The sequence below is a fragment of the Streptomyces sp. NPDC001220 genome (assembly GCF_053597895.1).
Map to the genome: position 1 here is coordinate 83115 of NZ_JBSFJE010000007.1, position 18217 is coordinate 101331.

17 protein-coding genes and 1 pseudogene are annotated in these 18217 nt (G+C 72.6%); 6 read left to right on the plus strand and 12 right to left on the minus strand.

The annotated features are described in order from the left end of the window. Positions 1-12: 12 nt before the first annotated feature. On the minus strand, positions 13-1248 hold the full coding sequence (locus ACWDGI_RS18345) for an amidohydrolase (RefSeq protein ID WP_450760191.1): 1236 nt from the start codon (positions 1246-1248) through the stop codon (positions 13-15). Between the two features lie 169 nt (positions 1249-1417). Between ACWDGI_RS18345 and ACWDGI_RS18350 the strand changes: the two genes are divergently transcribed. Further along, the gene (locus tag ACWDGI_RS18350; protein WP_450760193.1) at positions 1418-1699 is read left to right on the plus strand and encodes an antitoxin; all 282 of its coding nucleotides are present in this window, start codon (positions 1418-1420) and stop codon (positions 1697-1699) included. Positions 1700-1800: 101 nt separating this feature from the next. On the opposite strand, the gene ACWDGI_RS18355 is transcribed toward ACWDGI_RS18350, so the two are convergent. The 3 genes from ACWDGI_RS18355 to ACWDGI_RS18365 all read right to left on the minus strand — a co-directional run bounded on the left by ACWDGI_RS18355 (position 1801) and on the right by ACWDGI_RS18365 (position 4305). Next, positions 1801-2739: an MIP/aquaporin family protein gene (locus ACWDGI_RS18355; RefSeq protein ID WP_450760195.1), complete on the minus strand. Its 939-nt coding sequence runs from the start codon at positions 2737-2739 to the stop codon at positions 1801-1803. Between the two features lie 137 nt (positions 2740-2876). Next, a complete protein-coding gene (locus ACWDGI_RS18360; protein WP_450760197.1) occupies positions 2877-3542 on the minus strand; it encodes an SDR family NAD(P)-dependent oxidoreductase in 666 nt (221 codons plus the stop codon). 85 nt (positions 3543-3627) lie between these two features. Further along, positions 3628-4305 (minus strand): DUF4328 domain-containing protein, encoded by a 678-nt coding sequence (locus ACWDGI_RS18365; protein WP_450760199.1) that lies wholly within the window; start codon positions 4303-4305, stop codon positions 3628-3630. 360 nt (positions 4306-4665) lie between these two features. On the opposite strand from ACWDGI_RS18365, the gene ACWDGI_RS18370 reads away from it, so the two are divergent. Then, on the plus strand, positions 4666-5988 hold the full coding sequence (locus ACWDGI_RS18370) for a hypothetical protein (protein WP_450760201.1): 1323 nt from the start codon (positions 4666-4668) through the stop codon (positions 5986-5988). 25 nt (positions 5989-6013) lie between these two features. On the opposite strand, the gene ACWDGI_RS18375 is transcribed toward ACWDGI_RS18370, so the two are convergent. The 4 genes from ACWDGI_RS18375 to ACWDGI_RS18390 all read right to left on the minus strand — a co-directional run bounded on the left by ACWDGI_RS18375 (position 6014) and on the right by ACWDGI_RS18390 (position 9071). Beyond that, entirely contained in the window at positions 6014-6688 is a 675-nt protein-coding gene (locus tag ACWDGI_RS18375; RefSeq protein WP_450760203.1) for a hypothetical protein, read from the minus strand. Positions 6689-6881: 193 nt separating this feature from the next. Then, the gene (locus ACWDGI_RS18380; protein WP_450760205.1) at positions 6882-7301 is read right to left on the minus strand and encodes a DUF7144 family membrane protein; all 420 of its coding nucleotides are present in this window, start codon (positions 7299-7301) and stop codon (positions 6882-6884) included. An 84-nt stretch (positions 7302-7385) separates the two neighbouring features. Continuing rightward, positions 7386-8138, minus strand: coding sequence for a DUF4232 domain-containing protein (locus ACWDGI_RS18385; protein WP_450760207.1), 753 nt, complete (start codon positions 8136-8138; stop codon positions 7386-7388). A gap of 192 nt (positions 8139-8330) precedes the next feature. Further along, complete coding sequence (locus ACWDGI_RS18390; RefSeq protein WP_450760209.1) at positions 8331-9071, minus strand: DUF6445 family protein; 741 nt, start codon at positions 9069-9071, stop codon at positions 8331-8333. Positions 9072-9284: 213 nt separating this feature from the next. Here ACWDGI_RS18390 and ACWDGI_RS18395 point away from each other — a divergent pair, with 213 nt between their 5' ends. Then, positions 9285-10103 carry a DUF4142 domain-containing protein gene (locus ACWDGI_RS18395; RefSeq protein ID WP_450760211.1) on the plus strand — a complete coding sequence of 273 codons (819 nt, stop codon included), beginning with the start codon at positions 9285-9287 and terminating at the stop codon, positions 10101-10103. On the opposite strand, the gene ACWDGI_RS18400 is transcribed toward ACWDGI_RS18395, so the two are convergent. Next, entirely contained in the window at positions 10100-11809 is a 1710-nt protein-coding gene (locus ACWDGI_RS18400; protein ID WP_450760213.1) for a glycoside hydrolase family 13 protein, read from the minus strand. The genes ACWDGI_RS18395 and ACWDGI_RS18400 overlap by 4 nt on opposite strands. Positions 11810-12033: 224 nt before the next feature. Here ACWDGI_RS18400 and ACWDGI_RS18405 point away from each other — a divergent pair, with 224 nt between their 5' ends. After that, positions 12034-12978 (plus strand): LAETG motif-containing sortase-dependent surface protein, encoded by a 945-nt coding sequence (locus ACWDGI_RS18405; RefSeq protein WP_450760215.1) that lies wholly within the window; start codon positions 12034-12036, stop codon positions 12976-12978. Positions 12979-13224: 246 nt separating this feature from the next. On the opposite strand, the gene ACWDGI_RS18410 is transcribed toward ACWDGI_RS18405, so the two are convergent. Beyond that, the gene (locus tag ACWDGI_RS18410; protein WP_450760217.1) at positions 13225-14190 is read right to left on the minus strand and encodes a nucleoside hydrolase; all 966 of its coding nucleotides are present in this window, start codon (positions 14188-14190) and stop codon (positions 13225-13227) included. Positions 14191-14325: 135 nt separating this feature from the next. Next, positions 14326-15216: an NAD-dependent epimerase/dehydratase family protein gene (locus ACWDGI_RS18415; RefSeq protein ID WP_450760219.1), complete on the minus strand. Its 891-nt coding sequence runs from the start codon at positions 15214-15216 to the stop codon at positions 14326-14328. A gap of 95 nt (positions 15217-15311) precedes the next feature. Between ACWDGI_RS18415 and ACWDGI_RS18420 the strand changes: the two genes are divergently transcribed. Next, positions 15312-15884 carry a TetR/AcrR family transcriptional regulator gene (locus ACWDGI_RS18420; RefSeq protein ID WP_450760221.1) on the plus strand — a complete coding sequence of 191 codons (573 nt, stop codon included), beginning with the start codon at positions 15312-15314 and terminating at the stop codon, positions 15882-15884. Between the two features lie 87 nt (positions 15885-15971). On the opposite strand, the pseudogene ACWDGI_RS18425 reads toward ACWDGI_RS18420, so the two are convergent. Then, positions 15972-16427: pseudogene (locus ACWDGI_RS18425) on the minus strand (His/Gly/Thr/Pro-type tRNA ligase C-terminal domain-containing protein); the annotation flags it as partial. A 102-nt stretch (positions 16428-16529) separates the two neighbouring features. Between ACWDGI_RS18425 and ACWDGI_RS18430 the strand changes: the two are divergent. Then, positions 16530-18197 carry a hypothetical protein gene (locus ACWDGI_RS18430; protein ID WP_450760223.1) on the plus strand — a complete coding sequence of 556 codons (1668 nt, stop codon included), beginning with the start codon at positions 16530-16532 and terminating at the stop codon, positions 18195-18197. Positions 18198-18217 lie beyond the last annotated feature (20 nt).

Genomic DNA, 18217 nt, shown 5'->3' on the forward strand with positions numbered 1-18217 from the left:
ACGCGCCCGGGGTCAGGGAGCCAGCCAGTGGCCGGCCGCCGCGAGCAGCGCCCGTACGCCCGTCTCGATGGTGGGCTCCGGGACGGGGGCGAAGTGCGGGGAGTGGTTGGAGGGGATCTGCGGCGGTATGCCGTCGCGGACCAGGGCCTCCAGGTCGACGTCCACGAAGAGCCGGTGGTCGGCGCCGCCGACGAACCAGAACACCGAGGGCGCCCCCAGGGCCGTACCGAAGGCCCCGAAGTCCTCGCTGTTGGGGACCGGAGAGGTCAACTCGAAGGTGAGACCGGGGAATTCACCGGCCAGCGCGGCCTGTACGGCCTCGGTGGCGGCGGGGTCGTTGTGGGTGACCGGGAAGGAGTCGATGGGGACGATCTCCGGTTCCCTCGGGGCGGCGGAGGCGGCCGCCTCGGCCCGGACGATCCGCTCGACCGCCGCCAGCACCCGCTCCCGTACGGCCGCGGTGGTGGAGCGTATGTTGATCTTCAGCTCCACGGTGTCCGGGATGATGTTCTCCTTGGTGCCGCCGTGGATCGAACCGACCGTGACGACGGCCTGCTGGCCCGCGCCGACCTCCCGGGAGACGACGGTCTGCAGCCGCATCACCACGGCGGCGGCCAGCACCACCGGGTCGACGGTCGCCTCCGGCGTGGAGCCGTGCCCGCCCCGCCCGAACAGCGTGACCCGCATGCTGTCCGCACCCGCCATCAGCGCCCCCGCCCGGGTCCCGACCAGCCCGGCCGGCGCGGCCGCCACATGCTGGGCCAGGCACACGTCCGGCCGCGGGAACCGCTCGGCGAACCCGTCCGCGAGCATCTTCGGCGCCCCGCCCACCTCCTCGGCCGGCTGGAACACCGCCACCACCGTCCCCCGCCAGCCGTCCCGCACGGCGGCCAGCTGCCCGGTGGCACCCAGCAGCCAGGCGACGTGCATGTCATGCCCGCACGCGTGCATCACCCCGTCGTTCTTCGAGGCGTACGGCAGCCCGGTCTCCTCCCGTACCGGCAGCGCGTCCATGTCGGCACGCAGCAGGACGACGGGGCCGTCACCGTTGGTCAGCACCCCGACCACCCCGGTGCCGCCGACCCGCTCGGTGACCTCCCAGCCCTGCTCCCGCAACCGCTCCGCGACCAGCGCCGCGGTCCGCTCCTCCTCGAAGGACAGCTCCGGATGCGCGTGCAGATCCTCGTACAGCGCCCGCAGTTCGGGGAGCTTTCCGGTCAGGCCGGTCAGCAGGGGGCTGTTGCTCATGGCGTCGTCTCCAGGGGTGGGCGGGGTGCTTGCCCTCCGAGTCTCCACCGTCACCCGCCGCGGGGAACGTCCGAGCGCTCCTTTCACACCCTGCCGAACGCCTCACGCCCTGCCGAACGCCCCGGGTGCCGTCTTGCCGCGGCCGGCTTCCGCCGGGGACGATTCCCGCATGTTCGATGGACTCGACGGACTCAAGAACCTGGCGGACAAGGCGACGGAGAAGGCGAAGGACGTCGCCGAGGAACACGGTGACGTCATCGAGACCGGTCTGGAGAAGGCCGGCGACCTGGCCGACGAACGCACCGACGGCAAGTACAGCGAGCAGATCGACACCGGCGTCTCGAAGGCCCGGCGACTGGTGCGGCGGCTGGGCGAACAGGGCGGCGAACAGGGCGGCGGACAGGGCGGCGAACAGGGCGGAGAGCAGGGCTCGGAGAAGCCCGGGCCCTGACCGTCGCCCTCCCCCCGACAGCTCCGGCTCCAGCTCCGGCTCCAGCTCCGGCTACTGCTCTGACGACCGGTCTCCGACCACGCCTCCCGCGACCGGTCCGGCTACGACTCGTCCGTCGTCGGGCGGGTCCGGCCCGGCTCCGGCAGTTCGCCACTCTTGAGCCGGGCGTGCAGGACGTCGCCGATGAACAGGTCGTAGATCAGTACCCCGATCACACCGCCGACCAGCGGTCCGACGATCGGGATCCACCAATAGCTGCTGAACCCGGCCCCGTTGCCCGGGAACGCGAGACTCTTCCACCCGGCGAGCCAGGTGAACACCCGGGGCCCGAAGTCGCGGGCCGGGTTGATGGCGTAGCCGGCGTTCGCGCCGTAGGACATCCCGATGGCGGCGACGGCGAGGCCGATGACGAACGGGCCGAGGTTGGACCCCACGGCCGTGTTGCGCAGGTCGACGACCGCGACGACGAACATGACCAGGAACGCCGTTCCCACGATCTGGTCGATCAGCGGCCCCCAGATTCCGCCGTGGAAGTACGGCGCCGGGAAGGTGGCGAAGATGGAGAAGGTGGCCTCCGTGTGCCCGCCCACCTTCGGCGGCTTCGACACGGCGTCGAACGCGTTGATCGCGTCGTGGTAGACGAGGAAGACCAACGCGGCCCCGGCGAAGGCGCCCAGCACCTGCGACACCCAGTAGGGCACCACCTTCGCCCACGGGAACTTACGGCGCACGGCGAACGCGAGCGTCACCGCCGGGTTCAGATGGGCGCCGCTGACACCGCCGGCCACGTAGATGGCGAAGGTCACGGCCAGGCCCCAGCCCCAGGCGATCAGAAGCCAGTCACCGGCGGCGAGGAAGATCGTCGTGGGGGTCTCCGCACGCCCCGACCCTGGCAGCGCGGCCACTGCCATCGCCACCACGCCCGCTCCGAACGCGAGGATGACGAAGGTCCCCAGAAACTCTGCCAGGCACTCACCGAGCAGGCCTCCACGGCTTCTGAGCCGGGAGGGCTTGAGGAGAGGAGGAATTTCCACAGCCATCGCTGGCCCCCTTTAGCCATCGCTGACTCCCTGAGAGGAGCAATCGGGCCGAACACCATATTGACCCACAAATGATGTTCGCGCAGATCGGCCCGTCGCGCCCGACGGGGGCTACCCTTCGCCCCTCGCGCTGCCGGTCATCCCTCGAGGTCGTCGGCGTAGTGCCGGAATCCGTGCCGGTCCCGGTGGATCGCCCAGAGCGTCTCGGCGAGCACCGCGGGGTCCTTGCGCGCGTGCCCCGCGACGATGGCCCCGGGAATGATCAGTTGCGCCACGTGGATCCCCTCCCCGGCGAGCCGGTCGTGCAGCAGATGCCCGTAGGCACTCTCGGCGGCGAAGGCGATGGAGGTCCCGGCGCGGTCCGGATGCGGGATGACGGCCGTGCCGCCGTTGACGAGGAGGATGGTCCCGCGGCCCAGCTCCCGCATCCCCGGCAGCACCTGCTGCACGGCGGCGACCGGCCCGTACACCGAGAACTCGACCGGCCCGAGCAGATCCGCGTGGGTGGTCTCCAGCACGGGCCGCATGAAGTCCCGCTGCGGGACGGGACTGTACTGCAGGACCTCGACGGTCCCGAGTTCCTCGGCGGCCCGTTCCAGGGCACCGGCGAGGGCGAGCGGATCCCGTACGTCGGCGGAGTACCCGCGGGCCTCGACGCCGAGGCCGGAGAGTTCCCCGGCGATTCCGTCGAGCCGCTCCCCGTCCCGGGCGAGCAGCGCGACACCGTACCCCTCCTGCCCGAACCGCCTGGCGACGGCGGCCCCCAGCCCCGGCCCGGCACCCACGATGGCGACACTGCTCACGACGTGACTCCTGACGGCTGAGGCGGCGAGGACGTACCCAACTCCGTACCGCGCCGCCCCCGACTTCACACGTGTGCCCCCGACTTCACACGTGCGCCCCGGCCCTCACCTCGACGAACCGCCCGCCCTCGCGCGCCACCTGCACCCGGGTGACGGCCCGCACGACCACCGCGCCCGCGACGGCGGCTCCGACGAGCGCGAGATCGGAGAGCACGAGCGGCCAGACGTTGCCGTAGGAACGGGCGATGAGTTCATCGGTCGAGTTGCGGTTGATCAGCCCGACCCCGCTCACCAGCCCGACCAGCCAGAACCCCCACCACACATGGACGACCCAGGGCAACCGCTGTCCGGGTGCACTGTCCCGGAACACGTCGGCGACGATCCGGCGCGGAATCCAGAGATTCCCGAGGGGGATGACCCAGCCGACCAGCACCCAGATCCCGCTGTACCGGGGCGCCTGCCCGGACAGGAGCCGCGCGTTGTCGCGCACCCGCCCCAGCCACATCAGGAAGACGACGGCGACGAGGAACGTCACCACACCCCCGACGGAACTGACGATGTGGTAGCCGTTCTCCAAGGAGGTCAGCGGCCGGTGCCGGCCGCCGCCCTGGTCCGGCACCCCGCCCGCGGGCACCCCGGCTCCGGCCAACCGCAGCTCCCACACCGCCCGCACGACCCAGGCGGCACCGGCGAGCAGCAGCCCGGAAGAGGCGACGGCCCCGATGGTCCGGACGGGGCTCAGGGAGACCGTTTCTTCACTCACCGGGTCATCCTGGCCCACCCCCGGCAACGGGGACCATGCCTGTTACCACCCTGGAACAGACGCGTTGCGGCATCTGCGCAGGTGGTGGCCGTGCCGGTGGTGGCCGTGCCGGTGGTGGCCGGCTTCGGGGCCGGGGGCTACTCGTACCGGAGGGCTCGGGCCGGGAAGCAGGAGCGGGTGAGCGGGCGACGGGGGCCGCCTCACCCTTACGGCCTTCATCCGCTCGTGGGCGCGCACGCGCCGGGTGAGGGTGGATGTGGCCGCGTCCGCCGTGGCGGCGCCGATGTCCGGCACGCCCGTGCTCAGCCCTCCGTTCGACGCCGGGCTCGCGGCCCGGTCGTCGGCGAGGAGGAGGCACGGATGGAGGAGGACGACGGCGCACCCGAGGACAGCGGCGCCGAGCGGGCCGAGTTGGAGGAGCTGCGGGGACGGCTGGCAGCTCTGGAGAACGAGCGGGCCCGGCGGTCGTCCCGGACCCGGCACCACGGCAGGTCACTCCTCGGCGCCGTGCTCATCGTCCTCGGCTGCCTCCTCGCCCCGCTCTCCGTCGTGGCCGCGTGGGCCGCCGACGTGGTGGACGACACCGACCGCTACGTCGCCACCGTCGCCCCGCTCGCCTCGAACCCCGCCGTGCAGGACGCCGTCGCCGACCGGGCCACCGACGCGCTCATGTCCCGCCTCGACCTGCCCGCCCTGCTCGCCGACGTGACCCCCGCGGACCGGCCCCGGCTGCAACAGGCACTCGGCGGCAAGCTGGGCGGCGCGCTCGAAGGGGCCGTACGCGGCTTCGTCCACGACCAGGCCCGGAAGGTCGCCGCGTCGGACGCCTTCCGGACCGTCTGGACCGACGCCAACCGCCGGATCCACAGCACCCTCGACAAGGCCCTCACCGGCAAGGGCGGCGGCGCGGTCCAGCTGAAGGACGACACCGTCACCCTCGACATCGGTCCCCTCGTGGACCAGGTCAAACAGCGGCTGGTCGACGCGGGCCTGACCCCCGCCGAGCACATCCCCGCCGTGCACGCCGACTTCACCCTCGCGAGGTCCGACCAGATCGACCGGTACAAGACCTACGTACGGATCCTCCAACTCGCGGGCAACTGGCTGCCGGTGCTGGCCGTCCTGCTGGTCGCCGCCGGTGTGCTGCTGTCGGTCCGGCGCCGCCGGGCCCTGGTCGCGGGCTGTCTCGGCGTCGCCGTCGCCACCGGGATCCTCGGCGTCGGGCTGAGCGTGTTCCGGGTGATCTATCTGGACCGGCTGCCCGCCGGTGTCTCGCCGGACGCGGCCGCCGCCGTCTACGACGCGCTGGTCCACTTCCTGCGGACCACCGTGCGCATGGTCGTCGCCCTGGCCGTGGTGGTCGCCCTGGGCGCCTGGCTCACCGGGCCGGGCCGGTACGCCGGGCTGGCACGGCGGCTGTGGGCCTCCGGAATCGGCGCGGTGCGCGCCACCGCCGACCACGCCGGCCTGCGCACCGGCCCGGCCGGCCCGTTCGTACGCCGCCACCACACCTGGATCAGCTGGCTCCTGGTCGCCGTGGCGCTGCTGGTCTACCTGCTGTGGTCCCACCCCACCGGCTGGGTGGTGATCGGCATCGCCCTGTGCCTCCTGTTCGCCCTGGCGGTGGTGGAGTTCCTGGCGGCAGAAAACCCGGGCACCGAGCGGCTCACCCGACCGGCATGAGCGGACGGGTGCACGCGGGCGAGCGCTACTCCTCCGGCGGCTGGGCCTCCATCAGGCGTTCCGCGATGTCGTCCGCCCAGGTCTGGGCCCACTGGCGGAGGGCCGTGACGGACTGGTCGTCCAGGCCGTACGCGGTGAACTCCCTGTCGTCCATCCAGTCGGTGCCGGTCAGGCGGGACTGGAGGTCGGTGAGGTCGAAGGTGTCGCGGGCGTGGCGGCGGCCGAGGTCCTCGAGGTCGGGCAGGCTCCAGCGGTCCGCGGCCGCGTGCACGACGAGGAGGTCGCGGGGCAGGCCGCGGTCGGTCAGCGCCCAGACCCGCATGCCGACCGTGTCCTCGAGGGAGAGGGTGAGACCGAGTTCCGTCCGGACGGGCGGCTGCCAGAGGGCCTCCTTGAGGAGGTCGACCTCGCCGGCCTCCTCCGACACCGCGTCGGTGACGATGAGTTGTGCGGAGAGCGGGTCCGTCTCGCGTCTGCGCACGTGCCAGCCGTGGTCGCGCAGGACCGCGGCGACCGTCTCGGCGATCGTCCGCATCGGCGCCGGGTGCTGGGTGGCGGCCTCCAGCGTGCGGCCGGGGCGGTCGAACAGGCCGTGGGCCAGGGCCGCGTAGTCACCGGTCAGGGCCAGGGGGTACGCGGCGCCGGCCGCCAACAGGTCGGGCAGCAGACGGCGGTGGAGTTCGGGGAGGTCGACGTTCACGTGGCGGCCGGTGGGTGGTGCGGGGGGCGGGCGGCCGAGGGGGGTGCCATGGGGGGATTATCGCTGGCGGGGCGGGACACGGGTGCCACGATTCCTCGTACGGTGTCGCGGGTCCTCGTGCGGTGCCGTGCCGCGGCATCGCCCGGCGCCGACAGCCCCACCGGCCACACCGGTTTCCGCTGCGGCCCGGCGGTCAGGCGGGCTCCGGCTTGTACACGGCCAGCGCCCAGATCACGAAGAAGTCGATGCCGATCATGATGAGCGCCCAGATGGGGGCGTAGGGCAGGAAGAGGAACTGGGCGACCATGCTCAGCGCGGCCAGGAAGATGCCGACCACGCGGGCCCAGCCGGGGGCGCCCTTGAGGAGGGCGGCGCCCGCGATGACCCCGAGCGCGCCCAGGATCACCAGGATCCAGCCCCAGCCGGTGAGGCTGATCTTGTAGACGTAGTCGTGCACCCGTGCGTACACGTCGTCGGTGGCGATCGCGGAGATGCCCTGCAGGATGGCGAAGATGCCGTTCATCAGCAGGAGGACCCCGGCGAAGACGACTCCGCCGGTGGTCCAGCCGCTGCTCGGCGCCGGTGCCGGTGCCGGATGCGTCTGCTGTGTCATGGGTACGACGATCCGGCCGCCCTCGGCCCCTCACCACGGGGGTTGCTCCGAACGGGTGAACCCGGGTCCCCGGGTCCCCGGTCGTCACTTACCGACCGGGCCGACGTACGTCCCCGGGTGGGTCGCGCCGTCCTGGAGCACCACGGCGCCGCCGCGCCACGGCAGGTCGTACGAGGTGCGCTGGTCCGGCGCGGTGATGACGACCGTGGTGGGCCTGAACGCGGTGGAGTCGTTCTGGTCCGACACCAGATAGGTGATGGTGAAGTGGGCGGATCCGCCACTCGCCAGGGTGACCCGCTGCGGCGTGGCGTTGGTGCGCTGCAGCGACCACTGCTGACCGCTGTTGACCAGGTCGACGCCCGGGAAGCCGTAGAGCGTGCAGGAGTGGCCGCTCTTGTTGGTGAGCGCCACGACGGCGTGCTTCTGGCCGCTGCCGCTGCCGGTGTCCGCCCAGGAGTAGCCGAGCCCGGAGGCCTGGCAGGCGGCGACCGAGCCGCCGGTGGCGGAACCGCCCGAGCCGGACGAGCCGCCCGAGGTGGCGGAGCCCGTGCTCCCGCCCGTGCCGCTCCCCGAACCGCTGTTCCCGGCCGGCGTGGCCCCCGACCCGGAACCGCCGGAGCCCGTGGAGCCGGTCGAGCCGGTCGAGCCGGTCGAGCCGCCGGAGCCCGTGGAGCCGCCGGTGCCCGCCGCGTCGCCCGCCGCCGGAGCCGCCGTACCGCCGTCGGAGGTGACGGAGCCGGTCGCGGTGCCGTTGCACGCGGTCAGCAGGGCCATCAGCGCGGCGGCGCCGGTCAGTGCGGCGGCGGTCTTGCGGAGGTTGCGGCGGCGGTTCGACATGGGGTCCCCCAGCGGTGGTGTTCTCCCCGGCTCTCTGCCGGACACCTCTTTCGATGCGGCCCCGGGCAGGGAAGTTCGGGGCCCGCCGTCACGGGACCGTCGTGGTCGTGTCACGCCCGCCGTTACAGAATCCGGCACCGGCTCCGGTACCGGATCCCGTACCGGATCCGCCGGCTCAACTCCCCTGTGGCATCAGGCCATCCAGAAGAACACCGCCGTCATCCGCTTCTCCTCCAGCGTCTTGCCGGCGTAACCGGTGGCGCTGTGCACGAGGTTGGCGTTGTAGAGGAGCAGTCGGTTGTACCGGTGCGGGACGCGGACGTCCTCCTCGAAGTGGTCGCCCGGGACGAACCGGGTCCCCAGCGCCTCGACCAGGTTGTTGTGCGGGGCCTGGACGATGTTGCCGCCGAGCCGGCCGCCGGGCAGCGACTGGCGGTAGAAGGCGGTGCCGCAGTCCTTGGCGACACCGGGGTTGAGATACAGCACCGCCGCGTACCGGCACAGCGCCCGTGAGTCGGTGTGCGGACGCGGCTCGCTCTCGCCCTCGCCGACGACCTGGACGCAGTTGTGGTTGAGGGTGCCGCCGCCCGGCGCCTGCTGCACCCACAGTTTCCCGGCGCCGGTCGCCTGCTTCACCAGGCCTTCCACGACGGCGAGTTCGGCGGGTTCGAGGCCGGGCATGGTGCGCAGTCCGGGCCAGGTTTCCGAGGTGTACGGGTATCCCTGGACCCAGTCGTCCTTGGCCAGGCAGCGCTCCCGCACGGCGTCCACGTCCGGCAGGACGTCGTCGAACACCCAGTAGTCACGGCCCTTGGTGGGCTTGCGGTAGGGCAGTACGGGCAGCGCGGCGGGGCCCCGGCCGGGTCCGCTGCCGGGACCACGACCGGGAGCGGCGCCGTGCGGAAGGCGCGGGAAGGGGGAGTGTGGGGGCATGCGGCGAAGCTAGTCCGCGGCTTTGTCATGGCCACACCCGCCAGAGGAAGTCATCACCTTCCCGTGGCCAAGACATGAGAAGACGGCTCCCGGGGCAGAACAAGGCCTCACAAGTTCTTTGCCAAACCAAAAGGTTTCCGGCGCTTCCGCCATCCGTATTCACCGTCGACCGACCCGCCCCTGCGCGGGACCACTGACCGGCAGGAGGCACCGGTGCGCTTTTCGCGGAACGCGACGGGCACGCTCTTCGTGGGCGGAGCCCTGAGCCTGACCCTCGTGGCACTGGCCTACCCGAGCATGCTGGGCGTGAACACCGTGTCCAGCGACACGACCCGCGTCATCGCCAACACCCAGTGGGGGCCCCTGACCGAAGGCGACCGTGACTTCGTGGTGAAGGTGCGCGCGGCCGGGCTGTGGGAGTACCCCGTGGGCCAGCTCGGCCTGAAGAAGGGCCAGAGCCAGGCGGTCATCACCGCGAGCAAGCACCTGATCGACGGGCACGCGGCGCTGGACGCCAGCTGCCGCAAGATCGCGCCCATGCTCAACATCACCATCCCGAACCTGCCCTCTCCGCAGCAGCAGGGGTTCGTCAACACCCTGACCGCGGACAGCGGCAAGAAGTTCGACACGGACTTCGCCAACATCCTGCGGGTCACGCACGGTTCGATCTTCAACACGATCGCCAAGATCCGCTCCACGACCCGGAACACCCTGGTGCGGATCCTGGCCGACCAGGCCAACTCCACGGTCCTCGACCACATCACGGTGATGGAGCAGACCGGCCTGGTCGACTTCCCGTCGGTCCTCTTCCAGGAGACGACCCCGCCGAAGCTGCCCGCCACCGACCTGACGCCGCCGCCTCCGGACGGGGGCCAGCCGCAGGTCGTCCTCACCCCGCCGGTCAACAGCACGACCAGCCCGCCGGCGCTGCCGGGCGAGAACGGCTTCACGGGCAGCGGTGCCGGCGTCGGCACCGGCAACGCCGATGGCAATGCCGGCGCCTCCCCGACCCCCAACCCCACCGCCGGCTAGGCGCCCAGCCACACCGTGGTGTCGGGCGGCAGCGTGCCGTCAAGCGGCAGCGGCACGCTGGCCAGCAGCACTTCGCCCGGCGGCAGCGGCACCGGCGCGTCCGTCACGTTCGTGACGCACCGCCAGCCGTCCGACCGGGCGAAGTGCAGCACCCCGCCGGGCGCCTCGGCCCAGGTCAGCGTCTCGCCCTCGATCAGTTTGCGGCGCAGCCGCAGCGCGGTGCGGTAGAGCTCCAGCGTGGAGCCCGCCGTACCGGCCTGCGCCTCGACCGCGTACGACGCGAACCACTCCGGCTGCGGCAGCCAGGCACCGCCCGGCCCGAAGCCGTACGACGGCCCGCCCGCCGTCCACGGCAGCGGCACCCGGCAGCCGTCGCGGCCCTTGCGGGCATGGCCCGTCTGTTCCCACACCGGGTCCTGGAGGACGGCCGCGGGCAGGTCGGCGGCCTCGGGCAGACCGAGTTCCTCCCCCTGGTAGACGTACGACGATCCGGGCAGCGCCAGCATCAGCAGGGTGGCGGCACGAGCCCGGCGCAGGCCCTGCGGAGCATCGATCTCCGGCGCCCGGCCGCCGGACAGCAGCCAGGCGTTCTCGTCGGTGCCTGCCGGCAGCATCAGCCGGGAGGCGTGCCGTACGACGTCGTGGTTGGAGAGCACCCAGGTGGCGGAGGCGCCGGCCGCACGGGCGGTGGCGAGGGAGCCGGTGATGACCTCACGGAGCGCGGCCGCGTCCCAAGGGGTCTGGAGATACTCGAAGTTGAAGGCCTGGCCGAGTTCGTCCGGGCGGGCGTACAGGGCGCGCCGGGCGCCGGGCACCCAGGCCTCTGCGACGGCCGTGCGGGGCGGGGTGTAGGCGTCGAAGATCTTGCGCCAGTCCCGGAAGATCTCGTGCACCTCGTCGCGGTCCCAGTAGGGGTGCGTGCCGGGCGGCACCCGCTCCAGCGCCTGCTCGCCGGTCGCGCCGAACTCCGCCACGTCCCGCAGCGGCTCGGCGAGGTCCTTCACCAGGGCGTGCGCCACGTCGATCCGGAAGCCGTCGACGCCCCGGTCGGACCAGAAGCGCAGGGTGGTGCGGAAGTCGGCGCGGACCTCCTCGTGCGCCCAGTTCAGGTCGGGCTGCTCGGGGGCGAAGAGGTGCAGGTACCACTCACCGTCCGGGACCCGGCGCCAGGCGCTGCCGCCGAACACCGACTGCCAGTCGGAGGGCGGGAGTTCGCCGTGCTCGCCGCGGCCGGGCCGGAAGACGTAGCGGTCGCGGGCCGCCGAGCCGGGGCCCGCGAGCAGGGCCTCCTGGAACCAGGGGTGCAGATGCGAGGTGTGGTTCGGGACGATGTCGACGATCACCTTCAGACCCAGCCGGTGCGCCTCGGCGACCATCACGTCGAAGTCGTCCAGGGTGCCCAGGCGCGGGTCGACGTCCCGGTAGTCCGCGACGTCGTAGCCGCCGTCGGCGAGTTCGGACGGGTAGAACGGGCTGAGCCACAGGGCGTCCACGCCGAGCGCGCCCAGATGGGACAGCCGCTCGGTGACGCCCCGGAGGTCACCGTGCCCGTCGCCGTCCGCGTCGGCGAAGCTGCGCGGATACACCTGGTAGATCACGGCCTGGCGCCACCAGTCGGGGTTCCGGGAGGAGAGGTCGACCACGCGCGTTCCTTTCGGGCGGGACGGAATTCGAGCGGGGGGGGAACCGAGAACAAGTCTGTCCATAATGCCGAGAAAGCGAACCTTCACACCGCACGGAGGTGATCATTCCCTGTGTGTGGGAGTTGTGATGAGCCCCGAACACCTCTTGCTTCCAAGCAGGTTGACAGGGTTCGGCACGTCACACGACCATGGGCGCACACCGTGGCGCATGCGACCGATGAGCCTGGTGTTTCTTCGCTTTCCGCAGCCTCCGCTGCCCTCCTCGCGAGCTCCACGATGGGATATCCATGTCCATAACCAGACATGTCACCGCGCACCGCCTGCTGGGGACGGGCCTCGCGTCGTTCGCCCTGTGTGCCGCCTCCGTCGCCGGGGCGTCCGGCGCCTTCGCGCACGGCACCCCCGGCGGTGACGGCTGGAAGTCCGGCGGCCACTACAGCCCCGGTACCGGAGCCGGCACGGAGACCGGCACCGACAAGTGCCAGTTCTCGGTCGACGGCGCGAACTTCTTCGACTCGGTGAAGGTCGACGACCAGAACCTGAAGGTCACCGACGACGGCAAGGTCCACATCAAGGTGCGCGCTGCCGCCGACGCCGCGAGCTGCACCGCCTCGCTCGCCTCCTACCTGGCCCACGGCGCCACCTTCGCCACCTCGGGCGAGCAGATCTTCGTCGACTTCGACTCGGTGACGGTCAAGCAGGGCCAGACCGACTCCCTCGACATCGCGGTCCCGGACGCCGGCTGCTTCGCGCAGATCGACCTCTACCGGGGCGCGGTCAAGTTCGACGGCGAGAAGGACGCGAACGACGGCTTCGAGCACGGCGACCTGCCGGCCGGCCCGGACCACGCGGTCATCAAGGACAAGCTGATCGCGTCCTGGAACGGCGGTACGAAGGACTGCGCGACCGGCGAGTCGTCCTCCCCGTCGCCGACCCCGTCGCCCTCCGCCTCGGAGTCCACCCCGGCCGAGGAGAGCACGCCGCCGGCCGCACAGACCCCGTCGCCCTCGCAGAGCGAGTCGACCGGCACGGCCACCCCGTCGGCCTCCGCCTCCGAGTCGACGACCGCCCCCGCACCGGCCCCGAGCACCGACTCCGGCGGTGGCGGCGACCTGGCCCACACCGGCGCCAGCTCCACCACCCCGCTCCTCGCCGGCGGCGCGGCCGTGCTGCTGGCCGGCGGTGCCGCGATCGTCGTCGTCACGCGACGCCGCAAGGCGACCCGCGCCTGACCCGAGGCCCCGCGCACCCCGCGACGCAGGTACGCCCCAGCCGCCTTGAGCGACTGGGGCGTACCTGTGCGGACGGGGCTCAGCAGTTCTTGATGTGCCAGACCGGACCCCAGCAGTTGGATTTGCCCTTCGGCCGCCTTCCGCCCACGGCCGCCTTCCGCCCACGGCTGCCTTCCGCCCACGGCTGCCTTCGGCCCACGCCTGCCTTCCGTCCACGGCTGCCTTCCGTCCACGGCTGCCTTCGGCCTAGTCGGTGACGACCGTCTCCAGATACAGCCTCACGTACCGGGCCACGTCCACGTCGAGTGCCACGTCCACCATGGCCCGTTCCCGGCCACCGCCGTGGATCTCGGCCTCGCCCGGGCGGGGGCGGCGGTCGACGACGGTCTGGCCGCGGGTCGGTCCCGGGGCCAGGGAGACCTCGACCGGGAGGTGCCAGGTGGTCAGACCGGCCGGGTCGGCGACGGCACAGACCGCGCCGGCGTCGCCGAGGCCGCCGGCCGGGTCGTCGCCGTCCGGGTCCGGGGCGGCGGGCCGGTGCGCGAGCAGGTCACCGGCGAGCCGGGCGCCCGGTTCCGCACTCGCGCGCAGCCTCCGCACGTCCGCGCCCGGCACCACGACCCGCTGGAAGACGTCCAGGCCGTACATGGTGATCGGCACTCCGGCGGTGAGCAGGATCGCGGCGGCCTCGGGGTCGTGCCAGACGTTGAACTCGGCGACCGGCGTGGCGTTCCCGGTGGCGACCGCGCCGCCCATGAAGACGATCCGCTCGATGTTGCGGGTGACCTCGGGGTGGGTGCGCAGCAGCAGCGCGATGTTGGTGAGCGGCGCGGTCGGCACGAGGGTGACCGGGCGGGGCGAGGCGAGGATCTCGCGGCGGAGCAGGGTGACGGCGTCGACGTCGGCGGGGCGGCGGGTGGGCGCGGGCAGCCCCAGGTCGCCCATGCCGTCCGTGCCGTGCACGTGCCTGGCCGACCGGGCCGCCTCGACGAGCGGCCGCTCGGCCCCCCGCGCCACGGGAACGTCCCCGGCCCCGGCCCGCTCCAGCACGGTCAGCGTGTTCCGGACCACCCCGTCCACGTCGGTGTTCCCGGCCACGCAGGTCACCGCCCGCAGGTCGATCCCCGGGTGCCGCACGGCGAACAACAGGGCGAGGGCGTCATCGACACCGGTGTCGCAGTCGATGATCACGGGGATGGGCTGAGCGGGCACGGGGGGGCTCCTTCCGTCGGCCCGACTCTATGCGCCGACCAGAACACCCGAACGAACGGCACGACAGCCGGGCCAGGAGACGCCGGAAACTCCCCGACCGGCGGGAGAACAGCCGACCTGAAGGGGCGCCCGAAATCATTCGCCCTTGAAGTAGTGCCCCTCCTCGAGATCTCCGATCAGCCCCACCTCGACCGGCTCCCACGCCAGCAACTCCCGCGTCCGCGCACCGTTCACCGGCACGTCCATCGAGATCAGCGCCCCGAAGAACCCGAAGTGCCCGGCGACCCGCTCCTCCGGCACCCTTTCCGCCGGCACCCCCAGCCGCCTGCCGATCACCTCGGCGATCTCCCGCACCGTGACCCCCTCGTCGGCCACCGCGTGCAGCTCCGCTCCCGCCGGCGCCTTCTCCAGTGCCAGCCGGTACAGCCGGGCGAGGTCCAGCGTGTGGACGCCGGACCAGCGGTTCCCGCCGTCCCCGGCATATCCGGAGATCCCCGTCGCCCGTGCGATCCCGATCAGTATCGGCAGGAACCCGCCCCGGTCCCGCGTGCTGTGCACGACCGGCGGAACCCCGACGACCACCGTGCGCACCCCCTGTCCGGCCAGCTCACCGAGCAACTCCCGGGTGGCGGACCGGGGATTCGCGTTGACAGTCCTCTCGATGTGCTCGTTGCCGTCACCCGGCCCCATACCGATCCCGACGAGGGTTTTGCCGGTGCCGGCGAGCGCCTCGCCGAACGCCCGCGTCACCGCCAGGTCCGTGGCCGCGGCACCGGCCATGTCGCCGGCGGCCATGGCCGCGTGGTCGAAGGCGAGATGGACGACGGCGTCGGCGTCCCGCGCGGCCGCCCGCAGCCCGTCCAGGTCCGCGAGGTCACCCCGGCGGACCCCGGCGCCCAGTGCCGTGACGGCCGCGGCGGAGTCGTCGGAGCGGGCGAGGCCGACGACCTGGTGCCCGGCCCGGAGCAGTTCGGGGATGACGGCGGAGGCGATGTGACCGCCGGCGCCGGTGACGAAGACACGCATGACAGCTCTCCCGAGAACGAGAAGAAGGTGATGTGACTCGGTACCGTCACCGTAGCACTGTGACGGTACCGAGTCACATCACCTAAGCTGTGCCCATGGCTCGATGGGAACCGAACGCACGGCAGCGACTCGTACAGGCCGCGATCGACCTGTTCGGCGAGCAGGGTTACGACAGCACCACCGTGGCCCAGATCGCCGAGCGGGCCGGACTGACCAAGACGACCTTCTTCCGGCACTTCCCGGACAAGCGCGAGGTGCTGTTCGCGGGGCAGGAACTGCACGGCCGCCTCCTCACGGAGGGCGTGGAGTCCGCACCGGCCGCCGCGACCCCGCTGGGGGCGGTCGCCGCGGCCCTGGACACCCTGACCGCCTCCTTCACCCCCGAGCAGCGCGCGTTCGGCCCCCGCCTGAGCGAGGTCATCGCCGGTCACAGCGAGCTGCGGGAGCGCCTGGCCTTCAAGGAGCTCAACCTCGCGGCCACCCTGACCGACGCCCTCCGCCGCCGCGGCGTGCCCGACCCGACCGCGGGCCTCGCCGCCGACCTCGGCATCCGCGCGTTCGCCACGGCCTTCGCCCAGTGGATCACCCCGGCGAACGACCGCCCCTTCCCCGACCTGGCCCACGACGCCCTCACCGAACTCCGCGAGGCGGCGGCCGCCCTCACCTGACGGCCGCCCCCACCTGACAGCCGCCCTCACCGGCCACCCCGCCGCCCATCCCCGCCCCGCCCGTCAGTCACCCCGCCACCCGGCCCGTCAGTCCTCCCACAGTCCGGTCCCCCGCCCCGCCACCCGAGCCCCGATCCGCCGCACCAGCTCCGCCCCGGGCAACGCGCCCACCCGGCGCCCGTCCCGCAGCCGTACGGCCGCGAGCCCCGCCTCGGCCTCCCGCGCGCCGATCACCGCCTGGTACGGCACGAGCCGGCCGCCGCACACCCGCGCGCCCAGACTCCCCTGCCCGGGACCGGCGGCCTCCGCCCGCAGCCCGCCCGCGACCGCCGCCGCGACCAGCGCCTCGGCCTGCTCCGACTGCGCCTCGGCGACCGGCAGGACGAGCAGTTGCACCGGCGCCAGCCAGGCCGGGAAGGCCCCGCCGTGCACCTCCAGAAGATGCGCGACGGCCCGCTCCACGCTCCCGATGACGCTCCGGTGCACCATCACCGGCCGGTGCCTGCCGCCGTCCGCCCCGACGTACCGCAGATCGGCTGCTTCGACGGGTCCGCCCCGCCCGGCGACCGCACCGACGTCACGCATTCGTCACAACTCCCCCACACGATCCGATCATCCGACTGACAGCGGGTCATGATCGGTCGTATGACGAAGACTTCGGTGCCGAGGAACCTGACCGCGGCCCTCACCGCCGCGCTCCTCGCCGCGACCGCGGCCACGGTCGCGGCCCCCTCCGCCGCGGCCGCGACGGTGCCCGGCTGTTCCTCGACCGCCGACTCCACCAACCAGAAGGCCGATATCCACAGCCTGGCGGACCACCGCGGCGTGGTGGTCCTCAAGCTGGACACCAGCGTGAACAGCCTGCCGACCGAGCTGCACGTCGGCTCGTGGACCGTGCCGGTCAGCTGGGTGCCCACCGGTACCGCGAACACCTGGCAGACCGACGGGCCGATCCACCTGGACGCCTACGGCACGTGGGCCGCCTACGTCGACGCGCCGCTCATCCACTACCCGGGTCTGTCCACGGAGCTGTACGGCCTGGTGGACTACACGCTCCAGCCGGTCGTCCAGACGGCCCGCACCGACCGGGCCGCGTCCGACACCGACCACCGGACGGTGACCGTCTCCGGCACCGTGCTCGGCCGCGATCCCTACACCGGGCAACTGCAGCCGTACGCGGGCCTCGCGACCGTGAGATGGAAGTCCGAGACCGAGCTGGATCCCAGGACGACGGACGCCCCGCTGACCGCCGACGGCACCTTCAGCCAGGCGATCACCGTGGCGGGCGGCGCCTGGATCTCGGTGACCGCCAACCCGGGCACCGACCCGGCCGCGCACGTCGTGGGCACCGCCGCCTGCACGCTGGCGCCCGACCTCGCCAGGATCGACGGCGCGGTCGGCATCGCCGCCAGGACGTCCGCCTCCCCGGCACATTCCGGCGCCACGGTCACGCTGTCCGGCAAGGCGACCTGGACCGAGCAGGTCAGCCCGTACACGGTGCATCCCCTGGCGGGCCGCACGATCCAGGTGAGCTACGCCGACGGGGGCGCCGCTCCGGCGGTCACCACCACCGCGGTGACCGGCGCCGACGGCTCGTACAGCGTGAAGGTCACCGTCACCCGTCCGGGCTCCTTCTCGCTCGGCACGTCCGCGGAGGCCCCGTACCTCAGCAACGCCTGGGCCGATGTGACCCAGCAGGTCCAGATGCCGCTGTCGATCACGGGCTTCAAGGCCATGCTGGGCGCCGACCACAAGGTCACGGCCTCCGGCAAGCTGGCCGCGACCGTGAGCCGTTCGCCCGGTCTGGGCGGCCAGGCCGTGGACCTGGAGTACTCGGCCGACGGACACACCGGGTGGACCCGCGTGGCCACCGGCAAGGCCAAGGCCGACGGCTCCTTCACGATCGGCGCGAGCAACCGTGCCTCCGGCTGGTACCGGGCGCACCACCGCGCTTCCACGACCTACCAGGACCAGGTCACCACCGCGGTCAAGAAGTCCCGGACCGTCAGCCGGATCACCACGCTGAAGATCACCCCGCAGCCGGTGGCCAAGGGCAAGACCCTCACCGTGACGGGGGTTCTGCAGCACCACACCACGGCCTGGAAGGCGTACGGCGGTCAGCGGGTCACCGTCCTGTTCCGGGCGACCGGCACCACCACCTGGAAGACCGTGACCACGGCGGCCACCGACAGCACCGGCCACTTCACCGCCAAGCCGAAGGCGACCCGCGACGGCACCTGGGCGATCGACTACGCGGGCGACAGCACCCACTTCGCCACCCGGTCGGCGCAGGACTTCGTGGACGTCCACTGACCCGGCGACGCCGGTGACCG

What these genes read in the sequence shown, in the direction of transcription:
- ACWDGI_RS18345 (WP_450760191.1), bottom strand. Translation starts at nt 1,248, where the DNA reads ATGAGCAACAGCCCCCTGCTGACCGGCCTGACCGGAAAGCTCCCCGAA.
- ACWDGI_RS18350 (WP_450760193.1), top strand. Translation starts at nt 1,418, where the DNA reads ATGTTCGATGGACTCGACGGACTCAAGAACCTGGCGGACAAGGCGACG.
- ACWDGI_RS18355 (WP_450760195.1), bottom strand. Translation starts at nt 2,739, where the DNA reads ATGGCTGTGGAAATTCCTCCTCTCCTCAAGCCCTCCCGGCTCAGAAGC.
- ACWDGI_RS18370 (WP_450760201.1), top strand. Translation starts at nt 4,666, where the DNA reads ATGGAGGAGGACGACGGCGCACCCGAGGACAGCGGCGCCGAGCGGGCC.
- ACWDGI_RS18380 (WP_450760205.1), bottom strand. Translation starts at nt 7,301, where the DNA reads ATGACACAGCAGACGCATCCGGCACCGGCACCGGCGCCGAGCAGCGGC.
- ACWDGI_RS18385 (WP_450760207.1), bottom strand. Translation starts at nt 8,138, where the DNA reads ATGTCGAACCGCCGCCGCAACCTCCGCAAGACCGCCGCCGCACTGACC.
- ACWDGI_RS18390 (WP_450760209.1), bottom strand. Translation starts at nt 9,071, where the DNA reads ATGCCCCCACACTCCCCCTTCCCGCGCCTTCCGCACGGCGCCGCTCCC.
- ACWDGI_RS18400 (WP_450760213.1), bottom strand. Translation starts at nt 11,809, where the DNA reads ATGGACAGACTTGTTCTCGGTTCCCCCCCCGCTCGAATTCCGTCCCGC.
- ACWDGI_RS18405 (WP_450760215.1), top strand. Translation starts at nt 12,034, where the DNA reads ATGTCCATAACCAGACATGTCACCGCGCACCGCCTGCTGGGGACGGGC.
- ACWDGI_RS18415 (WP_450760219.1), bottom strand. Translation starts at nt 15,216, where the DNA reads ATGCGTGTCTTCGTCACCGGCGCCGGCGGTCACATCGCCTCCGCCGTC.
- ACWDGI_RS18420 (WP_450760221.1), top strand. Translation starts at nt 15,312, where the DNA reads ATGGCTCGATGGGAACCGAACGCACGGCAGCGACTCGTACAGGCCGCG.
- ACWDGI_RS18430 (WP_450760223.1), top strand. Translation starts at nt 16,530, where the DNA reads ATGACGAAGACTTCGGTGCCGAGGAACCTGACCGCGGCCCTCACCGCC.